Source organism: Agrobacterium sp. SORGH_AS_0745 (assembly GCF_030818995.1).
Taxonomy (GTDB): domain Bacteria; phylum Pseudomonadota; class Alphaproteobacteria; order Rhizobiales; family Rhizobiaceae; genus Agrobacterium; species Agrobacterium tumefaciens.
Genome location: NZ_JAUTBI010000003.1, coordinates 1,952,525 through 1,976,343 on the forward strand (window position 1 = coordinate 1,952,525; position 23,819 = coordinate 1,976,343).

A 23,819-nucleotide genomic window follows, 5' to 3' on the forward strand; every position below is an offset into this window, starting at 1 on the left:
TAATGATCTTTGTTTCAGGTTGAAATTCCAGGATAGATATATGGTCCCGAACGCAACAAACAATAATGCCGATAATGAAGGGACCAGAGAGAACTTGGCTTACATTCGCCAGATGCTCGCGGAACTGAGGCTCGTCGCCAATCGCGAGGGCGCCGACATGCTGTGCTATCTGATTGAAATGGCCTATGTGGAAGTCGGCGATATCCAGAGCGGGCGGCGCAAGCTATCAATCCGCGAGGAGCGAAACCCGCCCCCCGGCGTGCCGGTTTAACCGCCCGGCAATATCGAGTTCCAGCAGCACCATGTGAACCGTGGCCGCGGAAAAACCCGTGTGGCGAATGATATCGTCCGTTTCGACGGGTGAGTGCCCGAGAGCGGCGGCAACGATGCTGCGCTCGTCATCTCCGGGCGGTGACATTTCCTCATCGGATCGTGGTTCCTCGACCTTGCGGTCATAAGGCAATTGCGGTTCCATCAGCGGTCGTAGCGCATCGAGAATATCGGCCGCCCCCGTGGTCAGCATCGCGCCTTCCTTGATCAGCCGGTTGGTGCCTTCGCAGCGCGCATCGAGTGGGGAGCCTGGCACGGCGAAAACCAGCCGGCCCGCTTCGCCGGCAAGCCGCGCCGTGATCAGCGAACCGGATCGTTCTGCCGCTTCCACTATGACGACGCCGAGCGAGACGCCTGATATCAGCCGGTTGCGGCGGGGAAAATCCCGCGCGCGTGGCTCCCAGCCGAAGGGCATTTCGCTGATCGTCGCGCCGCCCTGTTCGTAGATGTCCTGCAAGAGCCCAAAATTTTCCTGAGGGTAGGGACGGTCGAGACCGCCCGCCAGCATGGCCACCGTGCCGGTTGCAAGGCTTGCCCGGTGCGCTGCCGCATCGATGCCGCGCGCCAGCCCGGAAGCGATCGTATAGCCCGCACGACCGCAATCGCGCGCCAGCATCGCGGCGAATTTCGCGCCGTTGATGGAGGCGTTGCGTGATCCGACGATGCCGACGCAAGGTCTTGTTGCGGTGGATGCTGATCCCTTCATGGCGATCAGTGGCGGCGCGCCGTCGAGCTGTCGCAGGGCAGGCGGATAGTCTGGCTCACCGATGCCGACGAAGCGAGCGCCGAATCTTTCAGCCGTTTCGATTTCGCCTTCCGCTTCCGCCTGTGTGGCAATGCGCGGGCTGCGCAATGAACCGCCGCGCCTTGAAAGCTCGGGCAGGGCAGAGAGCGCTTTTTCAGCGCTGCCAAAATGATTGATGAGTTCGCGGAAGGTGACGGGGCCGATATTGTCGCTGCGGATCAGCCGAAGCCATGCGACCCGCTGCCGCGCGGAAAGCTCTATGCCCTGCCGTGTCGTTTCCTCATGCGGCATGACTTATCCCTAAAGCTGGCCTTAGCCCTTTTGCCCGATCCTGCTTTCCGTGCCGGCCAGAAGCCGTGCGATGTTTTCCCGGTGTTTCCACCAGGAAATCACGCTCAGCAACGTTACCAGAAGCGCCGTCTTTTCAGGCCCGACTATCCAGAGGGCGACCGGGATCACAAGCATGGCAACCAGCGCCGACAGCGAGGAATACCGGGTGATGAACGCGGTTGCGAGCCAGATCAGCGCAAAAGCCAGCATCATCAGGGGGGCAGCGCCTAAAAGCACGCCGATATAGGTCGCCACGCCCTTGCCGCCCTTGAAACCGAGCCACACCGGAAACAGATGGCCGAGAAAGGCAAAGAAACCGGCAACCAGAGACGCCTCGTAACCCCAGAGCGCATTGGCGACGAGCACTGCGGCGGTGCCCTTCAGCGCATCGAGCAGCAATGTCGCTGCGGCGAGCTTCTTGTTGCCGGTGCGCAGCACATTGGTGGCGCCAATATTGCCGGAACCAATCTTGCGCACATCGCCCAGCCCCGCCATGCGGGTGAGAAGCAGGCCGAAGGGTATCGAGCCGAATAGATAGCCAATCAGCGCCGCAAGCGCGAGAAGGGCAGGCGCCGTCTGCCAGTCAGTCAAAGCACTCATTCAACGTTCCCTCTCGTCGCGCGCCAGCGTGATCCCATGCCCGTGATCTTATGCCAAGGAATGAACCGCTTTGCCAGCCACATAAGTGGCGACAGCGCGGCCGCTGAAACGGGCATCCTCAAACGGCGTATTCTTGGATTTCGACACCAGTTGATCTCTTGCAACCAGCCAAGGCTCGTCCAGGTCGATCAGCGTGATATCAGCCTTCGCGCCGGCATTAAGCGTTCCCGCATCCAGTCCGAAGATTTTCGCCGGGCGGGTGGAAAGCGCATCGATCAGCCGCATCAGCGGAACCTCGCCGCTATGGTGAAGGCGAAGCGCCGCCGCCAGCATGGTTTCCAGCCCCACCGCACCGCTTGCCGCATCCGAAAAGGGCAGGCGCTTGGTGTCCACGTCCTGCGGGTCGTGCGAGGAAACGATGATGTCGATCGTGCCATCCTTCAGCGCCTCGACCATGGCCTTGCGGTCGTCTTCGGCGCGCAAGGGAGGTGAGAGCTTGAAGAAGGTACGGTATTCGCCGATATCGTTCTCGTTCAGCGTCAGATGGTTGATCGAGATGCCGCAGGTCGCCTTGACGCCCCGCTGCCGGGCAAGACGGATCGCTTCTGCCGATTCCGGCACGGAAATCTTGGCGGCGTGATAGATCGCTTGCGTCAGACCGGCAATGCGCAGGTCGCGCTCCAGCGGAATGATCTCGGCTTCCTTGGGGATTCCGGACAGACCGAGCCAGCTTGCGAAAAGCCCCTCGTTCATGTCGCCGCCGCCGATATATTTGTCGCGGGTCTCAAGTGCAATCACCGCACCCAATTCGCGCGCATAGGTCATGGCGCGGCGCAGCACCAGCGTGTCGGAAAGCGCCCTGCGGCCATTGGTGAAGGCAACCGCACCGGCTTCCTTCAGCATGCCGATCTCGGTCATTTCCTCGCCGTTGAGGCCCTTGGTCAGTGCTGCGGCGGGATGCACATTGACGAGCGCCTTGTCGCGTGCCGCCTTTTTCACATATTCGACCAGCGCAATGTCGTCGATAACGGGGTCGGTGTCCGGCATGACGATGATGCTGGTGACGCCGCCGGCCGCTGCCGCGCGCGATGCGGATTCGATGGTTTCACGGTGTTCGCCGCCCGGCTCACCGACAAAGACGCGGGCATCCACCAGACCGGGAACGGCCAGCAGCCCCTTGCAGTCGCGAACCGTCGCACCCTCGGGCGCACCCTGGTTGTGTGCCTGCCCGCCGGAGGCGAGGATCGTGCCGTCGGCACCGATGACGATGCTGCCCACCTCGTCCAGATTGCGGGAGGGATCAACGATGCGAAGGTTTTTGAGAACGGTCACGGCACTCATACGCGCTCACCCTGATTTTGCGAGACAAGCAGGGTTTCCATGACAGCCATGCGCACGGCAACCCCCATTTCCACCTGGCTTTCGATGACGCTCTGCGGACCATCAGCCACTTCGGATGAGATTTCCACGCCACGGTTCATCGGGCCGGGATGCATGACCAGCGCATCTTCTTTCGCTGCCTTCAACTTTTCGGCATCGAGACCGTAATAGTGGAAATATTCGCGCACCGAAGGCACGAAGGAGCCGGACATGCGCTCGCGCTGCAGGCGCAGCATCATCACAACATCGGCGTTCTTCAGGCCTTCCTTCATGTCATGGAAGACCTCGACGCTCATGTCGCGGATACCGGAGGGAAGAAGCGTCGCGGGAGCCACGACGCGCACGCGCGCGCCCATCTGGTTGAGCAGGATGATGTTGGAGCGGGCAACGCGCGAATGCAGTACGTCGCCGCAGATCGCCACCGTTATTCCCGAAAGATCACCCTTGGCGCGGCGAATGGTCAGCGCGTCGAGAAGGGCCTGCGTCGGGTGTTCATGCTGGCCGTCGCCGGCATTGACCACGGAGCAGGCAACCTTCTGCGCGAGAAGGGCTGCGGCACCGGCAGAGGAGTGACGCACGATCAGCACATCGGGGCGCATGGCGTTCAGCGTCATCGCCGTGTCGATCAGCGTTTCGCCCTTCTTCACCGAGGAATTGCTGACCGACATGTTCATCACATCGGCGCCAAGCCGTTTTCCGGCAAGTTCGAAGGAGGATTGTGTCCGGGTCGAAGCTTCGAAGAACAGGTTGATCTGCGTGAGGCCCCGAAGCGTCGAGGTTTTTTTCTCGCGCTGACGGCTGATTTTCACCGCTTCGTCGGCCTTGTCGAGAAGCAGGGTTATATCCTGATGGGAAAGCCCCTTTATGCCGAGGAGATGGCGGTGGGGAAAATAGACCATGGAAATTGTCCTCCGGGTCGCAATAGTCAACGGGTCTATAAAGACAGGTGGCTTTGCGGGCAAGCATGCGATAAGCCGGGTTTTGGCATATACACGCAATAAAGCACGAATCCCGATAGAAGGATGCGAATGACAGGCATGAACCGGACAGAAGAATCGCTCGCCGAACTAAACCAGCCTAGCCTATGGTCCGGTATCAATGCCTATCGTTCCGATCCGCTGATCGTCGACCTCACATCCGGCCTGTCACGCAATCTGAGGGACGAGTTCGACCAGCTCGGCCGTTACGTAACCTCGCACGAAGCGCAGGAACTGGCGCGCATGGCCAATCAGGGCGTGCCGCAGCTGCACACGCATGGCCCGCGCGGGGAACGTCTCGATCAGGTTGAGTTCCATCCCGCATGGCACGCACTGATGCGCCGTTCCATGTCATCGGGTCTTCATTCCAGCGTCTGGGAAAATGCAGCCGAAACGCGCGGCAATGAACACAAGGCGCGCGCCACCAAATTTTATCTGACCTCGCAGCTCGAGGCCGGGCATCTCTGCCCCTTGACCATGACCAGCGCCTCCGTTGCCGCCATCATGACCTCGTCGCGTGTGCAGAAGGAATGGGTGCCGAAGATACTGTCGCGGAAATATGATTCCTCGCAGAAGCCGGCCTTGCAGAAAACCGCCGTCACCGTCGGCATGGGCATGACGGAAAAACAGGGCGGCACGGATGTGCGCGCCAACCGCAGCACGGCGGAGCGGGTGGGCGAGGGCATCTATCGCCTGTCCGGCCACAAATGGTTCCTCTCCGCGCCGATGAGCGACGGTTTCGTCATGCTGGCGCAGATGGGCGACGGCATGGGCTGTTTCCTGGTGCCGCGTTATCTGGAAGACGGTTCTGCCAACGGCCTGCATTTCCAGCGCCTGAAGGACAAGCTCGGCAACCGCTCCAACGCCTCCGCCGAAGTCGAGTTTACCGATGCTTTCGGTTATCTTCTGGGTGAGCCGGGCAGCGGTGTGCGCACCATTCTCGACATGGTGACGCTGACGCGGCTCGACTGCGCGCTGGCATCATCAGGCATGATGCGCGCTTCGCTCGCAGAAGCCGTGCATTTCGCACGCGGCCGTTCCGTCTTCGGCAAGACGCTGGTCAGCCAGCCGATCATGACGCGCGTTCTCGCCGATATGGCGCTGGATGTCGCAGCCGCAACGGCACTCTCGTTCCGGCTGGCATCGGCATTCGATGCCGCCCGCAACAATGCCGCCGAGGCGGCCTATGCGCGGGTGATGACGCCGATTGTGAAATACTGGTGCTGCAAGATCGCGCCGGCGTTGATCTACGAGGCGATGGAGTGCCTTGGCGGCAACGGATATGTGGAAGAACGGCCGATTGCCCGCCACTACCGCGAAGCGCCGGTCAATGCCATCTGGGAAGGCTCCGGCAACGTCATGGCGCTGGATGTGCTGCGTGTTCTTCAGCGCGGCAAGGATCTGTTCGATCTCGTTTTCCAGACGCTGGAGCGCGACCTCGGACCCGCCGGAAAAAAGACCACGGATGTGCTGCGCGCCGCAATCGCGCTTGCCGAACGCGATGAGGGTGCTGCCCGCCTGCTGGTGGAGCAATTCGCACTTGCTGCCGCTGCCGCCGAGCTTTGCCGGCTCGGCGCCGGCAAGATCGCAGACGCCTTCCTCGAAACCCGTCTGGCGGGTGGTTGGCGACATACTTACGGCATGCTCGATTCTCGCTTTGATCCGAATTATATAATCGATTTATTGTATCCGCCCGCGTCCTGACCGATAAAGGGTGGAAGGCTGTTGTTGCTGTCCCTGTGGGAGGGGTATCGGATTTGAGAAAAGGCGTTGGCGTGGGGCGTATTTCTGTCTTTAAGTCGTTGGGCGCGTGCGCGCGCATGGAGATGGGGGTCGATAGCAGATGCTGACCTTCCGCTCCGCCCGTCCTGAAGATGAAGAGGCGCTCTACGCCATCAGTCTTGCCACCGGCGATGCCGGGCAGGATGCCACCCCGCTTTATCGCGATGGCCGCATGGTGGGGCATATTTATTCCGTGCCTTATCTGCATCTGTGGCCCGATGCCGTTTTTGTGGCGGAAGACGAAGAGGGTGTCTGCGGTTACATCGCCGGCGCGCTCGATACCGCCTTGCATGATGAGCGGCTGGAGCGTGAGTGGTGGCCGCATCTGCGCGCCCTTTATCCCGACCCCGTCGGCGACCAGCAAACATGGGACGCCGATCAGCGCCGTGCACATTTCATCCACCACCCGCGCCACACGCCAACCTGGCTGACCGATCCGTTTCCGGCCCATATCCACTTGAACCTTCTGCCACGCACACAGGGCAAGGGCGGCGGCACGCGGCTTTTGTCGCGCTGGCTCGATATGGCGAGACAAAACAACGTCTACGGCATCCACCTCGGCGCCAGCGAGCGCAACCAGGCGGGTATTCGCTTTTGGGAAACTCGCGGCTTCAAACGTCTCGAAACCCACGACACACCAGGCACCGTGTGGTTTGGAATGGCGCTGGAGTGATTATTTGCGGGGTACGGGTCCTCGATCTTAATTCATCCACAGGAACCTTCTCCCCAGCCGCTGCGCTGCATTGTCCTTGTCTTCATGCTTTGTTAACCCGTTGGGTCAGGCCTTTTAAAAGACGGGTAGGGAAGTATGCTGGCGACCGCAGAGGTGATTTCAGCCGACAAGCCGGAAAAGCGCATCAAGGATCGCGCTGCGACCGAAAAGGCGATTTTTGAGGCGGCCCGGTCGCTTCTGGCCGAAGAGGGCTTTCAGGGTTTTGGCATCAATGCCGTTGCGCGCCGCGCCGGATGCGACAAGCAGCTGATCTACCGTTATTTCGGCGGTCTGGAAGGGTTGATCGAGGCGATCGGCGAGGATCTCGGATCCTGGGTAAAGGACCGTATTCCTGAAGATACCGGTGGCATGTTCCTGTTGACCTATGGCGATCTCATGGAAAAGCTGGCGCTTTATTTCATGGATGCGCTGCGCAGCGATCCTCTCGTCTGCAAGATCATTGCCTGGGAAGTGTCGGATGGCTCGCCGCAGGTCAGGCAGCTTGCCGAAGCCCGTGCGAAATCGCTCGGCAAATGGCTGGAGCGCATGCGCGGATCGCTGGCAGCACCCAAGGGCGTAGATACCGCAGCCGTCAATGCCGTGTTGTTCGCCGCCATCCAGCATCTCGTGATTTCCGCCGCCACCAGCGGCCAGTTCGCCGGCGTGCCGTTGAAGTCGGACAAGGACTGGGACAAGATTGCAACCGCCGTCAAAAGACTGGTGCGCGGCGTTTACGGCTGAGCGCGGCGTAACGAGCCGGGCGAGACGGTCGCCTTAACAAAATCGGCCGTTATTTGACGAAAAATCAACCATGTTTTCAGCGGTCCGGCAACCTTGCGGCATCGCATGCCGTTGGCTTCGTGAGGGGTGTTTTCCACAGCCGGACCCGCCACCGTTAACCATACCGACAGCTTTCATTTGCTTAGCCATGGTTACCGGTCCAGTGTGAATTAACACAATGTTAACCATGCGCAATGACTGCGTATAAGGGAGCCGCAAGTGAGCCGCTGGACAGCTTTGGGCGTCATGATGACGTTTTTTGCTATGCTGCCGTTGGATATTGACGCGCCAGCGTTTAACCTTTGCCTGATGGCTCTGGTGCGCTGGGCGGTGCTTGCTGGCATTCCCGATACGATTTTCACGCGGGAGCAGACTGCATGAAGTGGTTTTTGATCCTCTGGGCCGGTCCCGTTGCATTGCTCGGCAGCTGGTACTGGCTATCCTATTACGACTTGAGCTTCGGCTTCTTCATGCTGACGCGCCAGACGCATGATCTGGTATTCCAGATTTACGGTAATATCCTCGGCCTGCCGCCGGAAAGCCTGCCGCCGCTGGTCGCGCGCGCCATAGCGGTCGACAGCCTGATCGTTTTTGCGATCCTTGCTTTCCGCAAGCGAAAACAGATTGCCAATTGGTGGCAGGGACGTCAGCCCGTTGCGCGGGCGAGTGCCGAAAGCCTGTCCAGCGCGCCCTGAAGAATGAAGCTTGCGGCTGCCGAATCGATGCGTTCGGCCCGTTTGGCGCGAGAGACATCCATTTCCAGAAGCACACGTTCGGCGGCGACCGTTGAAAGCCGTTCATCCCAGAAAATGAAGGGCAGGGCGGTTTTCTCCCCCATGGTACGAACGAAGGCGCGTGTTGCCTGAGCGCGTGGTCCGGCCGATCCATCCATGTTTATGGGCAGGCCGATGATGAAAGCGGATACCTTTTCCTTTTCGGCAAAGGCCAGCAGCACCTCGGCATCCCGAGTGAATTTGACCCGTTTGATGACGGGGCGCGGCGTGGCGAAGCGCCGCGACAGGTCCGACATGGCAAGTCCGATGGTTTTCGTCCCAAGGTCGAGGCCCGCAATCGCCTGCGCCGGCTGAAGCGTTTCCGCGAGCTCCTCGATGGTAAGTATCGCCATGTCGTACGCTGTCCTTTATCTTTTTCGGACGAATTCGGTGCGCAGCACCAGGCCCTTGACCGTCTCGTGCCTGCAATCGATTTCTTCCGGATTTCCGGTCAGGCGGATCGATTTGATGACAGTGCCCTGCTTGATGACCGTATTGGTGCCTTTGACCTTCAGATCCTTGATCAGCGTTACCTGGTCACCATCCGCAAGCACGTTGCCTGCCGCATCGCGCACTTCGTTCGCGCGCAAAGCTTCTGCGGCCAGCTCGGACGCAGGCCGCCATTCGCCGGTCGCCTCGTCATACACGTAATCGTCATTATCCGCGGCCATTGTCGCCTCTCTGAAATATCGGTAGTGCGGTTGTTCAAGCCGTCCTATGTCATAATATACGGGCAATACAAAGGAGAACTTCCCATGAAAATCACCTGGCTCGGCCATTCCGCCTTCCGCCTTGAAAACGGCAGCGCGAAGATCCTTATCGATCCGTTTTTCACCGGCAATCCCGGTTTTGCCGGACAGGATGCGAAAAGCGCGGCTGAAGGCATCACCCATATTCTCCTGACCCACGGCCACGGCGATCATGTGGGGGATACCGTCCAGCTTGCTCGCGAAACGGGCGCGACAGTGCTTGCCAATGCCGATCTCGCCGCCTGGCTTTCCACCAAGGGCGTGGCGAAGGTCGATATGGGTAATACCGGCGGCACGGTACATTTCGACGGTTTTTCCGTAACCTTCACCAATGCGCTGCATTCGTCCGCCCAGATCACGGAGGATGGCGTTTCTCATTCACTCGGCAACGCCAATGGACTGATGCTGCATTTCGAAGACGGTCCGGCCGTCTATCATATGGGCGATACGGATATTTTCTCCGACATGAAGCTCATCAACGAATTGCACCAGCCGGATATCGGTCTCGTGCCAATCGGCGACCGCTTCACGATGGGTGGTGCGGTGGCTGCACTCGCCTGCCAGCGCTTTTTCAAATTCGCCAACGTCATTCCCTGCCACTATGGTTCCTTCCCGATCGTTGACCAGACGCCGGAGAAGTTCGTGGCCGGCATGGAAGGCTCGGATGCGCGCGTCCACACGCCGAAGCCGGGCGAAATACTGTCCTTCTGACATTTTGCTGACGCATGTCGCTACAGCAAAACCGCTACACAGTTTTACGCGACATGCTTTCTACCGTTGCGAATGGCGGACATGGTGATTATAGCGGTTAGGAAAATTCTGACCGGAGTAGAACCATGTCCGTCGATCTCGCCACCGTAAAGCGCGTTGCGCGCCTTGCCCGTATCGCTGTTACTGAAGACGAAGCACAAAATATGCTTGGCCAGTTGAACGGCATACTCGGTTTCGTGGAGCAGCTTTCGGAAGTGAATGTTGACGGCGTCGAGCCGATGACCTCCGTTACCCCCGTGGATATGAAAAAGCGTGCCGACGTCGTGACCGACGGCAACAAGGCGGAAGACATCGTCGCCAATGCGCCTGCGACCGACCGGGACTTCTTCATGGTTCCGAAAGTGGTCGAATAGTCCGACCGCCGTTTGCCGCCCGATTTTTCCAAGATTTCGAAAGCCGTTGCCGACCATGACCGACCTGACGAGCCTGACCATTGCCGAAGCCCGCGAAAAGCTCAAGGCGAAAGAGTTTTCCGCCCTCGAGCTGACCGACGCCTATATTGCCGCCATCGACGCCGCCAACGGCGCGCTGAACGCCTATGTTGCCTTGACGCCTGAAAAGGCGCGCGACATGGCGAAAGCCTCCGATGGCCGCATCGCCGCAGGCGCGGCGGGCGAGCTGGAAGGCGTTCCGCTCGGCGTGAAGGACCTTTTCGCCACCCGTGACGTGCACACGCAGGCGTGTTCGCATGTTCTCGATGGCTTCAAGCCGAAATACGAATCGACCGTCACCCAGAACCTCTGGGACCAGGGCGCCGTCATGCTCGGCAAGCTCAACATGGACGAGTTCGCCATGGGCTCGTCCAACGAAAGCTCCTGGTACGGTCCGGCCATCAACCCCTGGCGCGCCAATGGCTCAGAGCAGAAGCTCGTGCCCGGTGGCTCCTCCGGCGGTTCGGCCGCAGCCGTTGCCGCGCATCTGTGCGCCGGCGCCACGGCAACCGACACCGGCGGCTCCATCCGCCAGCCAGCTGCCTTTACCGGCACCGTCGGCATCAAGCCTACTTATGGCCGTTGCTCGCGTTACGGCATCGTTGCTTATGCTTCCTCGCTCGATCAGGCCGGCCCGATCGCACGTGACGTGCGCGACGCCGCTATCCTGTTGAAGACGATGGCGAGCGTTGACGCAAAGGATACGACCTCCGTCGACCTGCCGGTGCCGGATTACGAAAAGGCCATCGGCCAGTCGCTCAAGGGCCTGAAGATCGGTATCCCCAGGGAATATCGCGTCGATGGCATGCCGGAAGAAATCGAAAAGCTCTGGGCAAAGGGCGTCGAATGGCTGCGCGATGCCGGTGCCGAAGTGGTCGATATCTCGCTACCGCACACCAAATACGCGCTTCCGGCCTATTACATCGTCGCGCCCGCGGAAGCTTCGTCCAACCTCGCTCGTTATGACGGCGTACGTTACGGCCTGCGCGTCGACGGCAAGGACATTGCCGACATGTACGAGAAGAGCCGTGCAGCCGGTTTCGGCAAGGAAGTGCAGCGCCGTATCATGGTCGGCACCTACGTGCTTTCAGCCGGTTATTACGACGCCTATTACCTGAAGGCGCAAAAGGTCCGCACGCTGATCAAGCGCGATTTCGAAAACGTCTTCCATGAGGGCGTCGACGCCATTCTGGCGCCGATTACACCGTCTTCCGCCTTCGCTGTCGGCGATGAGGAACTCGCTTCCGATCCCGTCAAGATGTACCTCCAGGACGTCTTCACCATTACGGTCAACATGGCCGGTCTTCCCGGCCTCTCGGTGCCTGCCGGCCTGGACGGCAGGGGCCTGCCGCTCGGCTTGCAGCTCATCGGCAAGCCGTTCGAAGAAGAGACGCTCTTCAAGACGGCGCATGCCATCGAGCAGGCTGCTGGCAAGTTCACGCCTGCCAAGTGGTGGTAAGCGGCTGAACAAAAGCTCTATAATTGTCACGGGCGGCATCAAGTGCCGCCCGTTTGTTTTTATCGATTGTCCAGCTCACCCCGTACGAGTTCCAAGCCACGCGTCGTGATGCGGTAAGGCTTGCCGCCCGAGGAGGCGATGGCTCTCTTCTGCTTCAGTTTGCGGAAGGTAAGGAGATCGAGGCCGCTGAAAATCCAGCCGTCGCGCGTATAGAGCGCGAGTTTTTCGATTTTGTGATGGTCGTCTCGAACGAGTTCGATGCTGCCGCCCTGGGCGAGCAGGTGAAGAATGCGCTGTTCGGCGCGGGAAATGTCCATTGTCGGAAATCCGGTCGGCGTCTTCTAGACGCATGAAAACAGGTCCGGGTGCCGTTAAGGCATCCAGGTCGGTTTCATAATGGCCCGGCGCGCAAGAAACTTGCGGGCAGGGCCGTTACCGGGACTCCGATTGAGCGAACATAAAAACTCCTTGTTTGCTCTTTTTGGTTAGCGGGGGAGACCTGCGCGGTCAAGTCCCACGGGCATCACCCGACCGGGCGGGCAGGGCGGTGTGGAAACCGCACTGGCCGAATCGCACCGCCGGTGCTTTACTTCGTTGGGCCATGGAGGGCGCGGCTTGATCGTCATTCGCAATGCGCAGGAGCAGGAAGCGGAGGTTCTGGCGGCCATCGGCCTCAGGGCATGGCGGCAGGCCACAACAGCGCTCGGCATTACCACGACGCTTTACGATAACGCCGCCAGTGCCTTTTCCAATTTCACCCGCTCGTCCTGGCGTGCCATCCGCGTGGCCGAGTTCGGCGGCGCGGTTGCCGGATGGGCGGCACGGGAACATTTCAACGAGGCGATTTCCGATTTCTGGATCGATCCGGATTTTCAGCGCAGAGGTATAGGCAGCCTCCTTCTTGCGGATATCGAACGGCAGATATTGCAACGTGATTTCGAAACCATCCGGCTTGAAACCCATGCGCAGAACGAACCGGCGGTCGCTTTTTTCCGTCATCACGGTTACAGCGTCCACTGGCTCTCCGTCTCCTATGCGCCGAAGCTTGATCGCGACGTGCAATCCGTCGGCCTGCAAAAGCAGCTGGTCGAGGTCGAGAGCGGCCTTTATGGGCCGGGGTTCTGAGAGAGCGTCTGCAAGCCGGTTACAAGCCGTATCGGCCAGTCCGGCATGATGGCGAGGGACGCGACAAGGCCCACCTGTAAAATTACGATGGATATCAGGATGCTGCGGAAGGGTTCCTTGCGGGTTTTGTGGCGCAGCAGTTGTTGAGCCGAGACTGCGCCCATGCTGCCGCCAATGAAAGCAAGCAATAACAGAGTACTTTCCCGAATGCGCCAGCCACCGTTTCTTGCCGCCTCCTTGTCCCACCAATAGACAAGAAAGACGAAAAGATTGAAGGCCATATAGGTCATGAAGCAGAGAGCGATCATGGTCATGACGTGAATAGAAACTGAGAACCGTAAAAAACGCGTATCCGGTTCCGGCGAAAATCCGGTGCCTGGCGCGACAGGGTGCAAGATGTCTTGCGCCCGCGCTCCATTTGTTCTACCCACCAAGGCCAAAGAACCCGTATATCGTGAGCTTCATATGACCCTTGTAGACGTGCGCACCCCCGACCCGAAACGCTTCATTCCCGGCGCCACCGGCGATTGGGAAATCGTGATCGGCCTGGAGGTGCATGCGCAGGTTCTCTCCAATTCCAAGCTGTTTTCCGGCGCTTCGACCACTTTCGGCAATGCGCCGAACTCCAACGTGTCGCTGGTGGACGCCGCCATGCCCGGCATGCTTCCCGTCATCAACGAGGAATGCGTCAAGCAGGCGGTGCGCACCGGTCTCGGCCTGAAGGCCAAGATCAACAACCGTTCGATCTTCGACCGCAAGAACTACTTCTATCCGGATTTGCCGCAGGGCTACCAGATTTCGCAGTTCAAGGACCCGATCGTCGGTGAGGGCATCATCACGATTTCGCTCGGTCCGGATCGTCAGGGCAATTTCGAGGATATCGAGATCGGCATCGAGCGCCTGCATCTGGAGCAGGACGCTGGCAAGTCCATGCACGACCAGCACCCGACCATGTCCTTCGTGGACCTGAACCGTTCTGGCGTGGCGCTGATGGAAATCGTCTCCAAGCCCGACATGCGCTCGTCGGATGAGGCAAAGGCCTATCTCACCAAGCTGCGGTCCATCGTGCGTTATCTCGGCACCTGCGACGGCAACATGGACGAAGGCTCGATGCGCGCCGACGTCAACGTCTCCGTGCGCCGTCCCGGCGAAGGTTTCGGCACGCGCTGCGAGATCAAGAACGTCAACTCCATCCGCTTCGTCGGCCAGGCCATCGAATATGAGGCGCGCCGCCAGATCGCCATTCTCGAAGACGGCGGTGTCATCGATCAGGAAACTCGCCTGTTCGATCCCGGCAAGGGTGAGACGCGTTCCATGCGCTCCAAGGAAGACGCGCATGACTATCGCTATTTCCCTGATCCGGACCTGCTGCCGCTTGAATTCGACGATGCTTTCGTCGAGGCGCTGAAGGTCGATCTGCCGGAACTGCCTGATGACAAGAAGGCCCGTTTCGTCGCCGATCTTGGCCTGTCGGTCTACGACGCCTCGATCCTCGTTTCGGAAAAGGCGATCGCCGATTATTACGAGGCGGTTGCTGCCGGCCGCGATCCGAAGGCCGCCGCCAACTGGGTCATCAATGATCTTCTCGGTGCGCTGAACAAATCAGGCAAGGACATAGAGACGACGCCGGTTTCTCCCGAACAGCTGGGCGGCATTATCGATCTCATCAAGTCCGAGACCATTTCCGGCAAGATCGCCAAGGATGTGTTCGAAATCGTCTGGAACGAGGGTGGCAACCCGGCCGAAATCGTCGAGACGCGCGGCATGAAGCAGGTGACGGATACCGGCGCCATCGAAAAGGCTGTGGACGAGATCATCGCCGCCAACCCCGATCAGGTCGAGAAGGTGAAAGCGAAGCCAGCGCTTGCCGGCTGGTTCGTCGGCCAGGTCATGAAGGCGACGGGCGGCAAGGCCAACCCGCAGGCCGTGCAGGCGCTGGTGAAGGCCAAGCTCGGCATCGAGGACGAGTAAGCGGACGCTGCTTCCCGTGCCTGTACAAAGGCATTGAAGTAGCAAGTTCTCATCCGTCATTCTCGGCATAAGCCCGAGGATGACGTCGAGCACTGGGACTGACATTGATTTATGCCGGGATCACGCCCGGCATTTCTGTTTCGAGACGGAGCAAACATCATGTTTTTCATACGCACGGCAAGCCAGCGCGATATCGAGCCGGTCCGGGCGCTTCTGGCTACCACCTGGCATGCGACCTACGACGCGATCTACGGCGCGGACAAGGTGAAGGAGCTGATTGCCGCATGGCATTCGCCACAGGCCATGAAGGACCGCATCGAGAAAAAGGGCGGCGAATTTCTGGTGGCCGATAATGGCCGGCAGATCGGCGGTATGGCTTATGCTTCCATGTCTGCGAAGATGAGCAAGACGGCCCTGTTGCACCAGCTTTATGTCGGGCCCGAATTCCAGCGTCAGGGGGTCGGCCGCGATCTCTTCGCCGAGCTTGAAACCTGCTTTCCGGATGCGGAAATCATGCGTCTGGAAGTGGAGCCCAAAAATACTGTCGCAATAGCCTTTTATGAAGGCGTCGGATTTACCGAGGTTGACCGAATCGAGCGCATGGCGGGTATCGATGGTTTTCCCGGTATCGTCATGGAAAAGAGCCTGAAACGATGAATGCGACATTAGATACGCTGATAATCCGCGCGGCACGGCAAGAGGATGTTTCCGCACTCGCGGCCATCTATGCCGCTGACGAAATCGGAGGCCACGGCGATACGGCCGACGAATCGGCGCTGCCGGACTATCTCGCGGCCTTCCGCGATATCGAGGCGTCCCCCACCGAGACGCTTTACGTGGCGGAACTGGACGGCGAGATCGTCGGCACTTTCCAGACGGCCATCCTGACCAAGCTTATCGGGCGCGGCGCCAAATCCATGGTGATTGAAGCGGTGCAGACGCGGCCCGACATGCGCGGCCGTGGCATCGGCGCAGTCATGATCAACTATTGCCTTGATGAAGCGCGCGCCAAGGGCATGAAAGCCGTGCAGCTCACCTCCAACGTGGCGAGGCTCGATGCCCATCGCTTTTACGAGCGGCTGGGTTTCGAGAAGCGGCATTTCGGTTTCAGGATGAAGCTGAAATAGCGCGGATATATCGGGAAATACTGGACAATCGCCGTGAGGGGCGGCATAAGCTTGTCTTGTGCCGTGCACGGAAAATCGCTGCGGCGCATTCAAGCCCGAGGAACGCATAATGAAGACTCTCCTGACGCAAATCTTCACCTGGTGGAACGGCCAGACGATCGGAACGCGGTTTCACACCTGGCGTTTCGGCAAGAAGGTCGGACAGGACGAGTTGGGCAACACCTATTACGAAGGCGGCACCACCTCCTGGGGCATGCCGCGCCGTTGGGTGATCTATAACGGTTATGCCGAAGCTTCGGCCATTCCGCCCGGCTGGCATGGCTGGATGCACTACCGCACCGACGTGCCGCCGAGCCAGGAAACATATGTTCCGCGGGAATGGCAGAAGGCGCATCAGGCCAACCTTACCGGCACATCCAAGGCCTATCGCCCACAGGGATCGCTGGCGGTCGCAGGCGAGCGTCCACGCGTAACCGGCGACTACGACGCCTGGACCCCCGGCAACTGAGCAGGGAAAAATGAGCATTGCGATGCGCGGTGTTGTGCAAAACGCCGCGCTTGGCACCCGACCTCACCGGTTTTTGCCACATTCCGCCCTTACGCGTTGATCCGGTCGTCGTCCCGACACAGGCAATTTTTTGGAGACATATCGTATGAGGATATTCACGCGGGATCGTTCTTTGCGTGCGCTGACAGTCTCGCTGTTTGCAGCGGTCTCTGCTGTCATCCTCGTATCGCCCGTCTCCGCCGCCCGTCTTGAAAACCGCGTGGCAGTGTTTTCCGGCATCGACAAGATCACCGGCCGCATTACGTCTTTCGATGTCTATATCGACGAAACGGTTCAGTTCGGCGCGCTCCAGGTGACGCCTAAGGTCTGTTACTCGCGCGACCAGACGGAAGCCCAGAAGATCGATGCTTTCATCGAGGTGGATGAAATCACTCTCGACCGCAAGATAAAGCGGATTTTCACTGGCTGGATGTTCGCCGACAGCCCCGGCCTCAATGCTGTCGAGCACCCGATCTACGACGTATGGCTGACGGGCTGCAAGCAGGACTCTGAAGTTCCCGCTCCCTCAACGGCAAGCAAATAACGTTACGTTATGATTTTTAGAATTGCAGGTCTGGCTGGTTGACGGCCTGATCGAGCATTTTCGCGTATTGCTGCTTCGGCACATCGATCGCGCCGAATGTCTTCAGATGCTCGGTGGTGAATTGAGTGTCGAGCAACACGAAACCGCTTGCTCTCAGCCGCTCCACCAGATGCACGAGGCAAATTTTCGAGGCGTTGGTGCGGCGGGAAAACATGCTCTCGCCGAAGAATGCGGCCCCAAGCGATACACCGTAAAGTCCGCCGACAAGTTCCTTGCCATCCCACGCCTCGACACTATGGGCATGGCCGATCTGGTGCAGTTCGGTGTAGAGTTTGCGAATTGTGGCGTTGATCCAAGTGCTCGGCCTGTCCGGCGCTTCAGCCGCACATCCTGCCATCACCGCTTCGAAAGCGGTATTGAAGCGTATCTCGAACGGCTTCTTGCGCATCGCCTTGGCGAGGCTTTTGGAAATGTGGAAATCGTTGAGCGGAATGATTCCGCGTATTTCCGGCTCGACCCAGAAAAGCTCGGGATCATCAGCCGAATCGGCCATCGGAAACAGGCCGGCGGAATAGGCGCGCAGCAATATATCGACGGTTATGCCGTTATTTTTGCTGCGCCGCCCAACCATATCTCTTAGTGAGACGCATCACCGGCCAGGTATTTTTCCAGCCAGTGAATGTCGTAATTGCCGCTGAGGATATCTTCGTTCTGAAGAAGATCCTGGAAAAGCGGGAGCGTGGTCTTGATGCCGTCGACGACGAACTCGTCCAGTGCCCGGCGCAGACGGCGGATGCATTCGTCACGGTCGCGACCGTGAACGATAAGCTTGCCGATCATGCTGTCGTAATAAGGCGGGATCTTGTAGCCCTGATAGGCACCCGAATCGACGCGCACGCCAAGGCCGCCCGGCGTATGGAAATAGGTCAACGTGCCGGGGGAGGGAACGAATGTGCGCGGGTCCTCGGCATTGATACGGCATTCGATGGCATGGCCATGGAATTCGATATCCGCCTGCGTGACCGACAGGCCCTGTCCCGAAGCAACCCTGATCTGTTCCTGCACGAGGTCCATGCCGGTGATCGCTTCCGTCACCGGGTGTTCCACCTGAAGACGCGTGTTCATTTCAATGAAATAGAACTCGCCGTTTTCGTAAAGGAACTCGATGGTGCCGGCACCGCGATATTTCAGCTTGCGCATGGCGCTTGCACAAATTTCGCCGATCTTCATGCGCTGTTCAACGGTGAGGGCCGGGGAGTTCGCCTCTTCCAGCACCTTCTGGTGACGGCGCTGCAGCGAGCAATCGCGTTCGCCAAGGTGAATGGCGTTGCCTTCACCGTCGCCGAAAACCTGCACTTCGATATGACGCGGCTTGCCGAGGTATTTTTCCATATAAACGGCGTCGTTGCCGAAGGCAGCTGCCGCTTCGGAGCGGGCCGTCGAGACCGCCTCGTCGAGATCCGCTTCCGTCTTCGCCACCTTCATGCCGCGACCGCCGCCGCCTGCCGTCGCCTTGATCAGGACCGGGAAGCCGATCGTCCGGGCGATTTCGAGCGCATTCTCGGGCTTCACTTCGCCGTCGGAGCCGGGAACCACGGGAATACCGAGTTCCTGCGCCGTCTGCTTGGCGGTGATCTTGTCGCCCATAAGGCGGATATGCTCTGCGGTCGGTCCGATGAAGGTAATGCCGTGCGCGTCGAGGATATCGGCGAACTTGGCGTTTTCCGACAGGAAGCCGTAACCGGGGTGAACGGCGTCCGCACCGGTGATTTCGCAGGCCGCAACGATCTGGTGGATGTTGAGGTAGCTGTCACGCGAAGGCGGCGGGCCGATGCACACACTTTCGTCGGCAAGGCGCACATGCATGGCGTCCGCGTCTGCGGTGGAATGCACGGCGACTGTCGGAATGCCAAGCTCCTTGGCAGCGCGCAGGACGCGCAGCGCAATCTCGCCGCGGTTGGCTATGAGGATCTTCGAAACCATGCTGAACCGCCTTTATTCGATGACCACGAGAGCTTCACCATACTCCACGGGCTGTGAGTCGTTGACGACGATTTCCACGACCTTGCCGGACTTCGGAGCCGGGATCTGGTTCATGGTCTTCATGGCTTCGACGATGAGGATGGTCTGGCCTTCCTTGACGGTCGCGCCCACTTCGACGAACGGACGTGCGCCCGGAGCAGGCGACAGGTAAACCGTGCCGACCATTGGCGAGGTAACGGTATTGGCCGGGTTGCGGGCAGGTGCTGCGGCGACCGCAGGTGCTGCCGGAGCGGCAACTGCCGCCGCTGCAGGGGCTGGTGCCGGTGCTGCGTAACCGGTGGGCGCTGCGGCATATACCGTGGTGGGCGGAGCGGCGCGGGAAACGCGGATGCGCAGGTCTTCCTGCTCCACTTCGATTTCCGAAAGGTCGGTATCGTTGAGGATATTCGCGAGCTCGCGGATCAGTTCCTTGTCGATACCCTGTTTCTTTTCAGACATGACAAACCCTATTCTTTGTTTCTTTTTATGCCGTGATGTTCTTCAGCGCGTGAAGCGCCATGATGTAGCCATATGGTCCGAAACCGCAGACCATGCCCTTCGCGGCGGGCGATACCATCGATTTGTGACGGAACTCTTCCCGCGCGTGGATGTTGGAAATATGCACTTCCACGACGGGCGTGGAAATCGCACGAATGGCGTCATGCAGCGCGATCGAGGTGTGGCTGTAGGCGCCGGGATTGATGACGACACCTGCCGCTCTCTCTCCCGCCTCATGCAACCAGTCCACGAGCACGCCTTCGTGGTTGGACTGGCGGAATTCCACAGCGAACCCGAGATCTGCACCAGCAGCAAGACAATCATTCTCGATGTCTTTCAGCGTCTTGCCACCATAGATACCCGGTTCCCTTTTTCCCAGCATGTTGAGATTGGGGCCGTTGATGACGATGATGATGTTGCCCATTCGTGTTTCCATAAGAAAATCAGCGACACCTATAGACTGCGCAGCCTTCAAGGAAAAGCCCCCGAAAGCCGTAAACAGCCGGCAGGCCCGGCATCCACAGGGAATGCAGCGGCTTTTTGCGGAATCAGGAGCAGGTGGCTTTTCCGCAGCTGCGCATATTGGCGATTTTTTCCTTCAACGGGTCCGCACCAACAGCGCCGAAAACGGCCTCGTTGCCGACGATATAGGACGGTGTTCCTGTTATGCCGAGGCTGTTGGCGAGCTTGTAGGTTTCCTGCACCTGCGCGTCGTTGGGGTTTTCTGCCATCGATTTGCGGATGTCGGCTTCCTTGAGACCGAGCGACGTCGCGACTTCCATGGCGCTGTCTTCATTCGCCCGTCCGCGGCCGCCAAGCAAGGCGCGCTGGAATTCGGGATATTTGGCAGGCGCAAGCAGCTTGACGGCGTTGGAGACCCGATGCGCGGCGACCGATTCCGGCCCGAGGATCGGGAATTCCTTGAGCACGACGCGTACTTTCTTGTCCGTCTTCAGAATATTGTCCATGTCGCCCATGGCGCGTTTGCAATAACCGCAATTGTAATCGAAGAACTCGACCAGCGTGACGTCGCCGTCCGGATTGCCGAGCGCCAGATCGTATTTCGATTCGAAGATGGTCTTCTGGTTGTCGGCCACGGCTTCCGCCGCCTTGGCGTTGCGGGTCGCATATTGCTTGCGTTCAAGCGCGTCCTGAACTTCAAGCATGATCTCGGGGTTCTCGATCAGATATTGCTTGATGAACTCGCCCATTTCCTTCTTCTGCTTGTCATCGAGGGCATGGGCGGGCAGAGAAGCGAAAGCCGTGGAAAGGGCCGTTACGCTGGCGAGAAGGGTTGAACGGAGAAGATGCGCCATATCGGTCCTCATACTGTGCGGCCAATGCCTCATGAATGTTATGATGCAATTACCTTACTTTAAGCCAAATGCCATACGCCAAAAATAGTTGTCCGCATTATGGTCGCACGATTGTGAAGCGTGTGATTCTGGGGCAAGTCTCTGAAATACGGTTCAGGAAAGAGCATGCCCTTGATAACGATGTCGAAGCGGAGCGCAGTCGAACCCTTTCACGCCATGGATATTCTGGCGGAGGCGAACCGGCGACGGCAGGCGGGACGCCCCGTCATTTCCATGGCGGTTGGCCAGCCTTCCCATCCCGCACCGAAAGCCTCTCTGGCGGCCGCGCAGGAGGCGCTGAAGCATGGGCGGATCGGCTATACCGATGCGCTGGGCCTGCGTGAATTGCGCGAAGCGATTGCTGGCCACTACCGGCTGCGCCACCAGGTTATCGTCGATCCGGCGCGCATTGCCGTCACCACCGGGTCTTCTGCCGCTTTCAACCTCGCCTTCCTCAGCCTTTTCGATGCCGGTGATCATGTCGCGATCGCAAGGCCCGGTTATCCCGCTTATCGCAATATCTTGAAAGCGCTTGGCCTCAATGTCGTGGAAGTGCCGGTAACGGCGGAAACCGGCTATACGCTGACGCCTGCCAGCCTCGAGCGGGCGGAAACCAGGGCGGGCTGCAAGTTGAAGGGCGTGCTCCTGGCAAGCCCGGCCAACCCAACCGGCACGGTCACCGGCCGCGAAGCGCTGAAACGGCTGGCAAACTATTGTGAAAGCCGGGATATCGCCTTCATTTCCGACGAGATCTACCACGGCCTTACTTTCGTCGGCGAGGAAACGAGCGCGCTCGAACTCACCGACAATGCCGTCGTCATCAATTCCTTCTCGAAATATTATTGCATGACCGGATGGCGCATCGGCTGGATGGTCCTGCCGGAAAATCTCGTCCGTCCGGTCGAATGTCTTGCTCAGAGCCTGTATATTTCACCGCCGGAACTATCCCAGCTGGCGGCAACCGCAGCCTTTTCGGCGGCGGAAGAACTGGACGTCTACAGGGAAAGCTACCGCACCAACCGCGATTTCCTGATGACGCGCCTTCCGGAAATCGGCCTGCCGCTGGCGTCTCCCATGGATGGCGCATTTTACGCCTATGTCGATACCAGCCGCTTTTCCAATGACAGCATGGATTTCGCCAAACGCATGTTGGCGGAAATCGACGTGGCGGCGACGCCCGGCATGGATTTCGATCCAGAGGAGGGCCACAGGGCGCTGCGCATTTCCTATGCGGGTTCGGTGTCGGATATTGCCGAGGCCGTTGGGCGCATTGCTGGTTGGCTGAAATAAGCCCTCGGTTCTTCTCCCCTTTGGCGGGGATCAGGCGGGCGAGCAACCGAAGGTGCTGGCAAAGGCCTTTTCACCCTTTGTGGTGAAGGTCAGCACGCGCCCGTTTCCTTGCCGCAGCCAGTCGCGCTGCTGCATGGCTTTCAGAAGCGATGCGCCGAGCCCGCCCCCGAGGTGGTGACGACGTTCGCTCCAGTCCAGGCAATGCAGGCAAACCGGGCGCCTTGCCTTTTCCAGCGGCGAAAGATCAATGCCGAAGCTCGAGAAGAAATCCCGCCCGCTATCCGTAAGTGCGGGATCGTCGCCTGACGTGACGAGACCTTTTGCGGTGATGGTGGAAAGCAGTGCCACGCCACTTTCTCCGGCCAGATGATCGTAACAGATGCGCGCCTCGCGAAGCGCGGTGTCCTTTGGTCCGGTACGCACGCGCACGGCCCCGGTGCGCTGCGCAAGTCCCATCAGCGCTTCAAGAACCTGCGCCACATCCGCGTCGGAAAGCCGGAAATAGCGATGCCGCCCCTGTTTTTCCGCTTTGAGCAATTGGGCGTCGGAGAGTTTTGACAGATGCCCGCTAGCAGTCTGCAGTGTCACGCCGGCGGCTTCGGCAAGCTCGCTTGCTGTCAGCGCGCGTCCGTCCATCAGCGCCGTCAATATGTTGGCGCGGGCGGGGTCGCCGATCAGGGCGGCGACATTTGCGATCAAGGGTCCGTCTTTCATAGTTCGATGATAGCCGAAGCATTGATGTGAGGCAATGGCGTAGACAGGCAAGGCAGAACACGAGGAGACCGACGATGCTGACCTGTTTCATCCGTTACGAGATCGACCCCTTCAAGGTCGATTCTTTCGATCAATATGCCCGCAACTGGGGTGAGGCGATACCGCGCTGCGGCGCCGATCTGATCGGCTATTACGCGCCGAAAGAGGGATCGAGCACTATTGCCTACGGCGTCTATAACATCGAAAACCTTGCCGCGTACGAAGCCTACCGGGCGCGACTTGCCGCCGACCCGGCAGGGCGGGAAAATTATGAATTTGCCCGGCGCGAGCAATTCATCCGCCGTGAGGACAGGCTGTTCCTGAGGCTGGCATCTGCGCCGCACGGCGGAGGCGGACGATGATCGCCGTCATCTTCGAGGTCTGGCCGGCTGAGGGCGAAAAACAGCATTATCTCGATATTGCCGCCAGCCTGCGCGCCGAGCTCGAAACCATCGACGGCTTCCTGTCCGTCGAACGCTTTCAGAGCATCAGCAATCCCGACAAGATGCTTTCGCTGTCATTCTTCAGGGATGAGGAGGCGGTGAAGGCATGGCGCAACACCGCGCCGCATCGAGCAGCACAGTCGCTGGGACGGTCCGGCGTCTTTTGCAATTACCGCCTGCGTATCGCCACCGTGATGCGGGACTATGGTTTGAAGGAGAGGGAGGAGGCCCCGATCGACAGCAGACAGGCCCATGCGGCGGATGATCAAGTGCGGCGTTGACGGGCCTTCAGATCAGTTTTTCTTCAAGCCGGTCCAAGGCTTTC

Annotated in this window: 32 protein-coding genes; 18 read left to right on the forward strand and 14 right to left on the reverse strand. The window is 59.5% G+C overall.

Annotation, left to right across the window (positions count from 1 at the left end; genetic code table 11):
• The first annotated feature begins 40 nt into the window (after positions 1–40).
• A complete protein-coding gene (locus QE432_RS19260; protein WP_019565491.1) occupies positions 41–271 on the forward strand; it encodes a hypothetical protein in 231 nt (76 codons plus the stop codon).
• On the opposite strand, the gene dprA is transcribed toward QE432_RS19260, so the two are convergent.
• The 4 genes from dprA to QE432_RS19280 are packed head-to-tail and all read right to left on the reverse strand — an operon-like array spanning position 227 to position 4,284.
• A complete protein-coding gene (gene dprA, locus QE432_RS19265; protein WP_065704684.1) occupies positions 227–1,366 on the reverse strand; it encodes a DNA-processing protein DprA in 1,140 nt (379 codons plus the stop codon). The two genes, QE432_RS19260 and dprA, sit on opposite strands and share 45 nt — an antisense overlap.
• Positions 1,367–1,387: 21 nt before the next feature.
• Positions 1,388–2,005 (reverse strand): glycerol-3-phosphate 1-O-acyltransferase PlsY, encoded by a 618-nt coding sequence (plsY, locus tag QE432_RS19270; protein WP_003512722.1) that lies wholly within the window; start codon positions 2,003–2,005, stop codon positions 1,388–1,390.
• A gap of 48 nt (positions 2,006–2,053) precedes the next feature.
• Positions 2,054–3,346 (reverse strand): dihydroorotase, encoded by a 1,293-nt coding sequence (locus QE432_RS19275; protein ID WP_306625338.1) that lies wholly within the window; start codon positions 3,344–3,346, stop codon positions 2,054–2,056.
• On the reverse strand, positions 3,343–4,284 hold the full coding sequence (locus QE432_RS19280; RefSeq protein WP_003512724.1) for an aspartate carbamoyltransferase catalytic subunit: 942 nt from the start codon (positions 4,282–4,284) through the stop codon (positions 3,343–3,345). Before QE432_RS19280 ends, QE432_RS19275 begins: the two co-directional genes overlap by 4 nt.
• Before the next feature lie 129 nt (positions 4,285–4,413).
• On the opposite strand from QE432_RS19280, the gene QE432_RS19285 reads away from it, so the two are divergent.
• The 5 genes from QE432_RS19285 (at position 4,414) to QE432_RS19305 (ending at position 8,331) form a co-directional block, all read left to right on the forward strand.
• A complete protein-coding gene (locus QE432_RS19285; protein WP_025593276.1) occupies positions 4,414–6,066 on the forward strand; it encodes an acyl-CoA dehydrogenase family protein in 1,653 nt (550 codons plus the stop codon).
• A 139-nt stretch (positions 6,067–6,205) separates the two neighbouring features.
• Positions 6,206–6,817 (forward strand): GNAT family N-acetyltransferase, encoded by a 612-nt coding sequence (locus tag QE432_RS19290; protein WP_003512727.1) that lies wholly within the window; start codon positions 6,206–6,208, stop codon positions 6,815–6,817.
• A gap of 135 nt (positions 6,818–6,952) precedes the next feature.
• The gene (locus QE432_RS19295) at positions 6,953–7,597 is read left to right on the forward strand and encodes a TetR/AcrR family transcriptional regulator (RefSeq protein WP_003512728.1); all 645 of its coding nucleotides are present in this window, start codon (positions 6,953–6,955) and stop codon (positions 7,595–7,597) included.
• 258 nt (positions 7,598–7,855) lie between these two features.
• The gene (locus QE432_RS19300; protein WP_013635969.1) at positions 7,856–8,017 is read left to right on the forward strand and encodes a hypothetical protein; all 162 of its coding nucleotides are present in this window, start codon (positions 7,856–7,858) and stop codon (positions 8,015–8,017) included.
• Positions 8,014–8,331 carry a DUF6105 family protein gene (locus QE432_RS19305; RefSeq protein ID WP_003512730.1) on the forward strand — a complete coding sequence of 106 codons (318 nt, stop codon included), beginning with the start codon at positions 8,014–8,016 and terminating at the stop codon, positions 8,329–8,331. Before QE432_RS19300 ends, QE432_RS19305 begins: the two co-directional genes overlap by 4 nt.
• Here the strand turns inward: QE432_RS19305 and ruvX are convergent.
• Positions 8,283–8,762 carry a Holliday junction resolvase RuvX gene (gene ruvX / locus QE432_RS19310; protein ID WP_003512731.1) on the reverse strand — a complete coding sequence of 160 codons (480 nt, stop codon included), beginning with the start codon at positions 8,760–8,762 and terminating at the stop codon, positions 8,283–8,285. The genes QE432_RS19305 and ruvX overlap by 49 nt on opposite strands.
• A 15-nt stretch (positions 8,763–8,777) precedes the next feature.
• Entirely contained in the window at positions 8,778–9,080 is a 303-nt protein-coding gene (locus QE432_RS19315) for an alkylphosphonate utilization protein (RefSeq protein WP_003512732.1), read from the reverse strand.
• Positions 9,081–9,164: 84 nt separating this feature from the next.
• Here QE432_RS19315 and QE432_RS19320 point away from each other — a divergent pair, with 84 nt between their 5' ends.
• From QE432_RS19320 to gatA, 3 genes are all read left to right on the forward strand, one after another.
• A complete protein-coding gene (locus QE432_RS19320; RefSeq protein ID WP_003512733.1) occupies positions 9,165–9,869 on the forward strand; it encodes a metal-dependent hydrolase in 705 nt (234 codons plus the stop codon).
• 125 nt (positions 9,870–9,994) lie between these two features.
• Entirely contained in the window at positions 9,995–10,282 is a 288-nt protein-coding gene (gene gatC, locus QE432_RS19325) for an Asp-tRNA(Asn)/Glu-tRNA(Gln) amidotransferase subunit GatC (RefSeq protein WP_003512734.1), read from the forward strand.
• A gap of 55 nt (positions 10,283–10,337) precedes the next feature.
• Positions 10,338–11,819, forward strand: coding sequence for an Asp-tRNA(Asn)/Glu-tRNA(Gln) amidotransferase subunit GatA (gene gatA, locus QE432_RS19330; RefSeq protein ID WP_306625341.1), 1,482 nt, complete (start codon positions 10,338–10,340; stop codon positions 11,817–11,819).
• 59 nt (positions 11,820–11,878) lie between these two features.
• On the opposite strand, the gene QE432_RS19335 is transcribed toward gatA, so the two are convergent.
• Positions 11,879–12,136, reverse strand: a complete 258-nt coding sequence (locus tag QE432_RS19335) for a YjhX family toxin (RefSeq protein WP_065688241.1) — start codon at positions 12,134–12,136, stop codon at positions 11,879–11,881.
• 298 nt (positions 12,137–12,434) lie between these two features.
• On the opposite strand from QE432_RS19335, the gene QE432_RS19340 reads away from it, so the two are divergent.
• Positions 12,435–12,944 (forward strand): GNAT family N-acetyltransferase, encoded by a 510-nt coding sequence (locus QE432_RS19340; RefSeq protein WP_041694376.1) that lies wholly within the window; start codon positions 12,435–12,437, stop codon positions 12,942–12,944.
• On the opposite strand, the gene QE432_RS19345 is transcribed toward QE432_RS19340, so the two are convergent.
• The gene (locus tag QE432_RS19345; protein WP_306625343.1) at positions 12,926–13,258 is read right to left on the reverse strand and encodes a DUF1294 domain-containing protein; all 333 of its coding nucleotides are present in this window, start codon (positions 13,256–13,258) and stop codon (positions 12,926–12,928) included. The two genes, QE432_RS19340 and QE432_RS19345, sit on opposite strands and share 19 nt — an antisense overlap.
• A 151-nt stretch (positions 13,259–13,409) precedes the next feature.
• On the opposite strand from QE432_RS19345, the gene gatB reads away from it, so the two are divergent.
• The 5 genes from gatB to QE432_RS19370 all read left to right on the forward strand — a co-directional run bounded on the left by gatB (position 13,410) and on the right by QE432_RS19370 (position 17,133).
• Positions 13,410–14,915 (forward strand): Asp-tRNA(Asn)/Glu-tRNA(Gln) amidotransferase subunit GatB, encoded by a 1,506-nt coding sequence (gene gatB / locus QE432_RS19350; protein ID WP_026330819.1) that lies wholly within the window; start codon positions 13,410–13,412, stop codon positions 14,913–14,915.
• Between the two features lie 159 nt (positions 14,916–15,074).
• The gene (locus tag QE432_RS19355; RefSeq protein WP_003512751.1) at positions 15,075–15,572 is read left to right on the forward strand and encodes a GNAT family N-acetyltransferase; all 498 of its coding nucleotides are present in this window, start codon (positions 15,075–15,077) and stop codon (positions 15,570–15,572) included.
• Positions 15,569–16,042 carry a GNAT family N-acetyltransferase gene (locus tag QE432_RS19360; RefSeq protein WP_111783122.1) on the forward strand — a complete coding sequence of 158 codons (474 nt, stop codon included), beginning with the start codon at positions 15,569–15,571 and terminating at the stop codon, positions 16,040–16,042. Before QE432_RS19355 ends, QE432_RS19360 begins: the two co-directional genes overlap by 4 nt.
• Positions 16,043–16,151: 109 nt before the next feature.
• Positions 16,152–16,550: an NADH:ubiquinone oxidoreductase subunit NDUFA12 gene (locus tag QE432_RS19365; protein ID WP_013635978.1), complete on the forward strand. Its 399-nt coding sequence runs from the start codon at positions 16,152–16,154 to the stop codon at positions 16,548–16,550.
• Positions 16,551–16,695: 145 nt separating this feature from the next.
• A complete protein-coding gene (locus QE432_RS19370) occupies positions 16,696–17,133 on the forward strand; it encodes a DUF2155 domain-containing protein (protein ID WP_013635979.1) in 438 nt (145 codons plus the stop codon).
• 16 nt (positions 17,134–17,149) lie between these two features.
• On the opposite strand, the gene aat is transcribed toward QE432_RS19370, so the two are convergent.
• The 5 genes from aat to QE432_RS19395 form a co-directional block, all read right to left on the reverse strand.
• Entirely contained in the window at positions 17,150–17,764 is a 615-nt protein-coding gene (gene aat, locus QE432_RS19375; RefSeq protein WP_003512757.1) for a leucyl/phenylalanyl-tRNA--protein transferase, read from the reverse strand.
• A 5-nt stretch (positions 17,765–17,769) separates the two neighbouring features.
• Positions 17,770–19,116 carry an acetyl-CoA carboxylase biotin carboxylase subunit gene (gene accC / locus QE432_RS19380; RefSeq protein WP_013635980.1) on the reverse strand — a complete coding sequence of 449 codons (1,347 nt, stop codon included), beginning with the start codon at positions 19,114–19,116 and terminating at the stop codon, positions 17,770–17,772.
• A 12-nt stretch (positions 19,117–19,128) separates the two neighbouring features.
• Complete coding sequence (gene accB, locus QE432_RS19385) at positions 19,129–19,614, reverse strand: acetyl-CoA carboxylase biotin carboxyl carrier protein (RefSeq protein ID WP_003512759.1); 486 nt, start codon at positions 19,612–19,614, stop codon at positions 19,129–19,131.
• Between the two features lie 25 nt (positions 19,615–19,639).
• A complete protein-coding gene (gene aroQ, locus QE432_RS19390) occupies positions 19,640–20,077 on the reverse strand; it encodes a type II 3-dehydroquinate dehydratase (RefSeq protein ID WP_019565501.1) in 438 nt (145 codons plus the stop codon).
• Positions 20,078–20,201: 124 nt separating this feature from the next.
• On the reverse strand, positions 20,202–20,969 hold the full coding sequence (locus QE432_RS19395; RefSeq protein WP_111783121.1) for a DsbA family protein: 768 nt from the start codon (positions 20,967–20,969) through the stop codon (positions 20,202–20,204).
• Between the two features lie 171 nt (positions 20,970–21,140).
• Between QE432_RS19395 and QE432_RS19400 the strand changes: the two genes are divergently transcribed.
• The gene (locus QE432_RS19400) at positions 21,141–22,298 is read left to right on the forward strand and encodes a pyridoxal phosphate-dependent aminotransferase (protein WP_025593298.1); all 1,158 of its coding nucleotides are present in this window, start codon (positions 21,141–21,143) and stop codon (positions 22,296–22,298) included.
• Positions 22,299–22,328: 30 nt separating this feature from the next.
• Here QE432_RS19400 and QE432_RS19405 read toward each other — a convergent pair whose 3' ends face one another.
• On the reverse strand, positions 22,329–23,012 hold the full coding sequence (locus QE432_RS19405; RefSeq protein ID WP_038490782.1) for an ArsR/SmtB family transcription factor: 684 nt from the start codon (positions 23,010–23,012) through the stop codon (positions 22,329–22,331).
• A gap of 74 nt (positions 23,013–23,086) precedes the next feature.
• On the opposite strand from QE432_RS19405, the gene QE432_RS19410 reads away from it, so the two are divergent.
• Complete coding sequence (locus tag QE432_RS19410; RefSeq protein ID WP_065688246.1) at positions 23,087–23,413, forward strand: NIPSNAP family protein; 327 nt, start codon at positions 23,087–23,089, stop codon at positions 23,411–23,413.
• Positions 23,410–23,775: an antibiotic biosynthesis monooxygenase family protein gene (locus tag QE432_RS19415; protein WP_306625348.1), complete on the forward strand. Its 366-nt coding sequence runs from the start codon at positions 23,410–23,412 to the stop codon at positions 23,773–23,775. The genes QE432_RS19410 and QE432_RS19415 overlap by 4 nt, the downstream gene beginning before the upstream one ends.
• Positions 23,776–23,819: the final 44 nt, after the last annotated feature.

Bases quoted from the DNA above. Each gene is read 5' to 3' on its own strand.
- QE432_RS19260 (WP_019565491.1), top strand. From the start codon at position 41: ATGGTCCCGAACGCAACAAACAATAATGCCGATAATGAAGGGACCAGA.
- dprA (WP_065704684.1), bottom strand. From the start codon at position 1,366: ATGCCGCATGAGGAAACGACACGGCAGGGCATAGAGCTTTCCGCGCGG.
- plsY (WP_003512722.1), bottom strand. From the start codon at position 2,005: ATGAGTGCTTTGACTGACTGGCAGACGGCGCCTGCCCTTCTCGCGCTT.
- QE432_RS19275 (WP_306625338.1), bottom strand. From the start codon at position 3,346: ATGAGTGCCGTGACCGTTCTCAAAAACCTTCGCATCGTTGATCCCTCC.
- QE432_RS19280 (WP_003512724.1), bottom strand. From the start codon at position 4,284: ATGGTCTATTTTCCCCACCGCCATCTCCTCGGCATAAAGGGGCTTTCC.
- QE432_RS19285 (WP_025593276.1), top strand. From the start codon at position 4,414: ATGACAGGCATGAACCGGACAGAAGAATCGCTCGCCGAACTAAACCAG.
- QE432_RS19290 (WP_003512727.1), top strand. From the start codon at position 6,206: ATGCTGACCTTCCGCTCCGCCCGTCCTGAAGATGAAGAGGCGCTCTAC.
- QE432_RS19295 (WP_003512728.1), top strand. From the start codon at position 6,953: ATGCTGGCGACCGCAGAGGTGATTTCAGCCGACAAGCCGGAAAAGCGC.
- QE432_RS19305 (WP_003512730.1), top strand. From the start codon at position 8,014: ATGAAGTGGTTTTTGATCCTCTGGGCCGGTCCCGTTGCATTGCTCGGC.
- ruvX (WP_003512731.1), bottom strand. From the start codon at position 8,762: ATGGCGATACTTACCATCGAGGAGCTCGCGGAAACGCTTCAGCCGGCG.
- QE432_RS19315 (WP_003512732.1), bottom strand. From the start codon at position 9,080: ATGGCCGCGGATAATGACGATTACGTGTATGACGAGGCGACCGGCGAA.
- QE432_RS19320 (WP_003512733.1), top strand. From the start codon at position 9,165: ATGAAAATCACCTGGCTCGGCCATTCCGCCTTCCGCCTTGAAAACGGC.
- gatC (WP_003512734.1), top strand. From the start codon at position 9,995: ATGTCCGTCGATCTCGCCACCGTAAAGCGCGTTGCGCGCCTTGCCCGT.
- gatA (WP_306625341.1), top strand. From the start codon at position 10,338: ATGACCGACCTGACGAGCCTGACCATTGCCGAAGCCCGCGAAAAGCTC.
- QE432_RS19335 (WP_065688241.1), bottom strand. From the start codon at position 12,136: ATGGACATTTCCCGCGCCGAACAGCGCATTCTTCACCTGCTCGCCCAG.
- QE432_RS19345 (WP_306625343.1), bottom strand. From the start codon at position 13,258: ATGACCATGATCGCTCTCTGCTTCATGACCTATATGGCCTTCAATCTT.
- gatB (WP_026330819.1), top strand. From the start codon at position 13,410: ATGACCCTTGTAGACGTGCGCACCCCCGACCCGAAACGCTTCATTCCC.
- QE432_RS19355 (WP_003512751.1), top strand. From the start codon at position 15,075: ATGTTTTTCATACGCACGGCAAGCCAGCGCGATATCGAGCCGGTCCGG.
- QE432_RS19360 (WP_111783122.1), top strand. From the start codon at position 15,569: ATGAATGCGACATTAGATACGCTGATAATCCGCGCGGCACGGCAAGAG.
- QE432_RS19365 (WP_013635978.1), top strand. From the start codon at position 16,152: ATGAAGACTCTCCTGACGCAAATCTTCACCTGGTGGAACGGCCAGACG.
- QE432_RS19370 (WP_013635979.1), top strand. From the start codon at position 16,696: ATGAGGATATTCACGCGGGATCGTTCTTTGCGTGCGCTGACAGTCTCG.
- aat (WP_003512757.1), bottom strand. From the start codon at position 17,764: ATGGTTGGGCGGCGCAGCAAAAATAACGGCATAACCGTCGATATATTG.
- accC (WP_013635980.1), bottom strand. From the start codon at position 19,116: ATGGTTTCGAAGATCCTCATAGCCAACCGCGGCGAGATTGCGCTGCGC.
- accB (WP_003512759.1), bottom strand. From the start codon at position 19,614: ATGTCTGAAAAGAAACAGGGTATCGACAAGGAACTGATCCGCGAGCTC.
- aroQ (WP_019565501.1), bottom strand. From the start codon at position 20,077: ATGGGCAACATCATCATCGTCATCAACGGCCCCAATCTCAACATGCTG.
- QE432_RS19395 (WP_111783121.1), bottom strand. From the start codon at position 20,969: ATGGCGCATCTTCTCCGTTCAACCCTTCTCGCCAGCGTAACGGCCCTT.
- QE432_RS19405 (WP_038490782.1), bottom strand. From the start codon at position 23,012: ATGAAAGACGGACCCTTGATCGCAAATGTCGCCGCCCTGATCGGCGAC.
- QE432_RS19410 (WP_065688246.1), top strand. From the start codon at position 23,087: ATGCTGACCTGTTTCATCCGTTACGAGATCGACCCCTTCAAGGTCGAT.
- QE432_RS19415 (WP_306625348.1), top strand. From the start codon at position 23,410: ATGATCGCCGTCATCTTCGAGGTCTGGCCGGCTGAGGGCGAAAAACAG.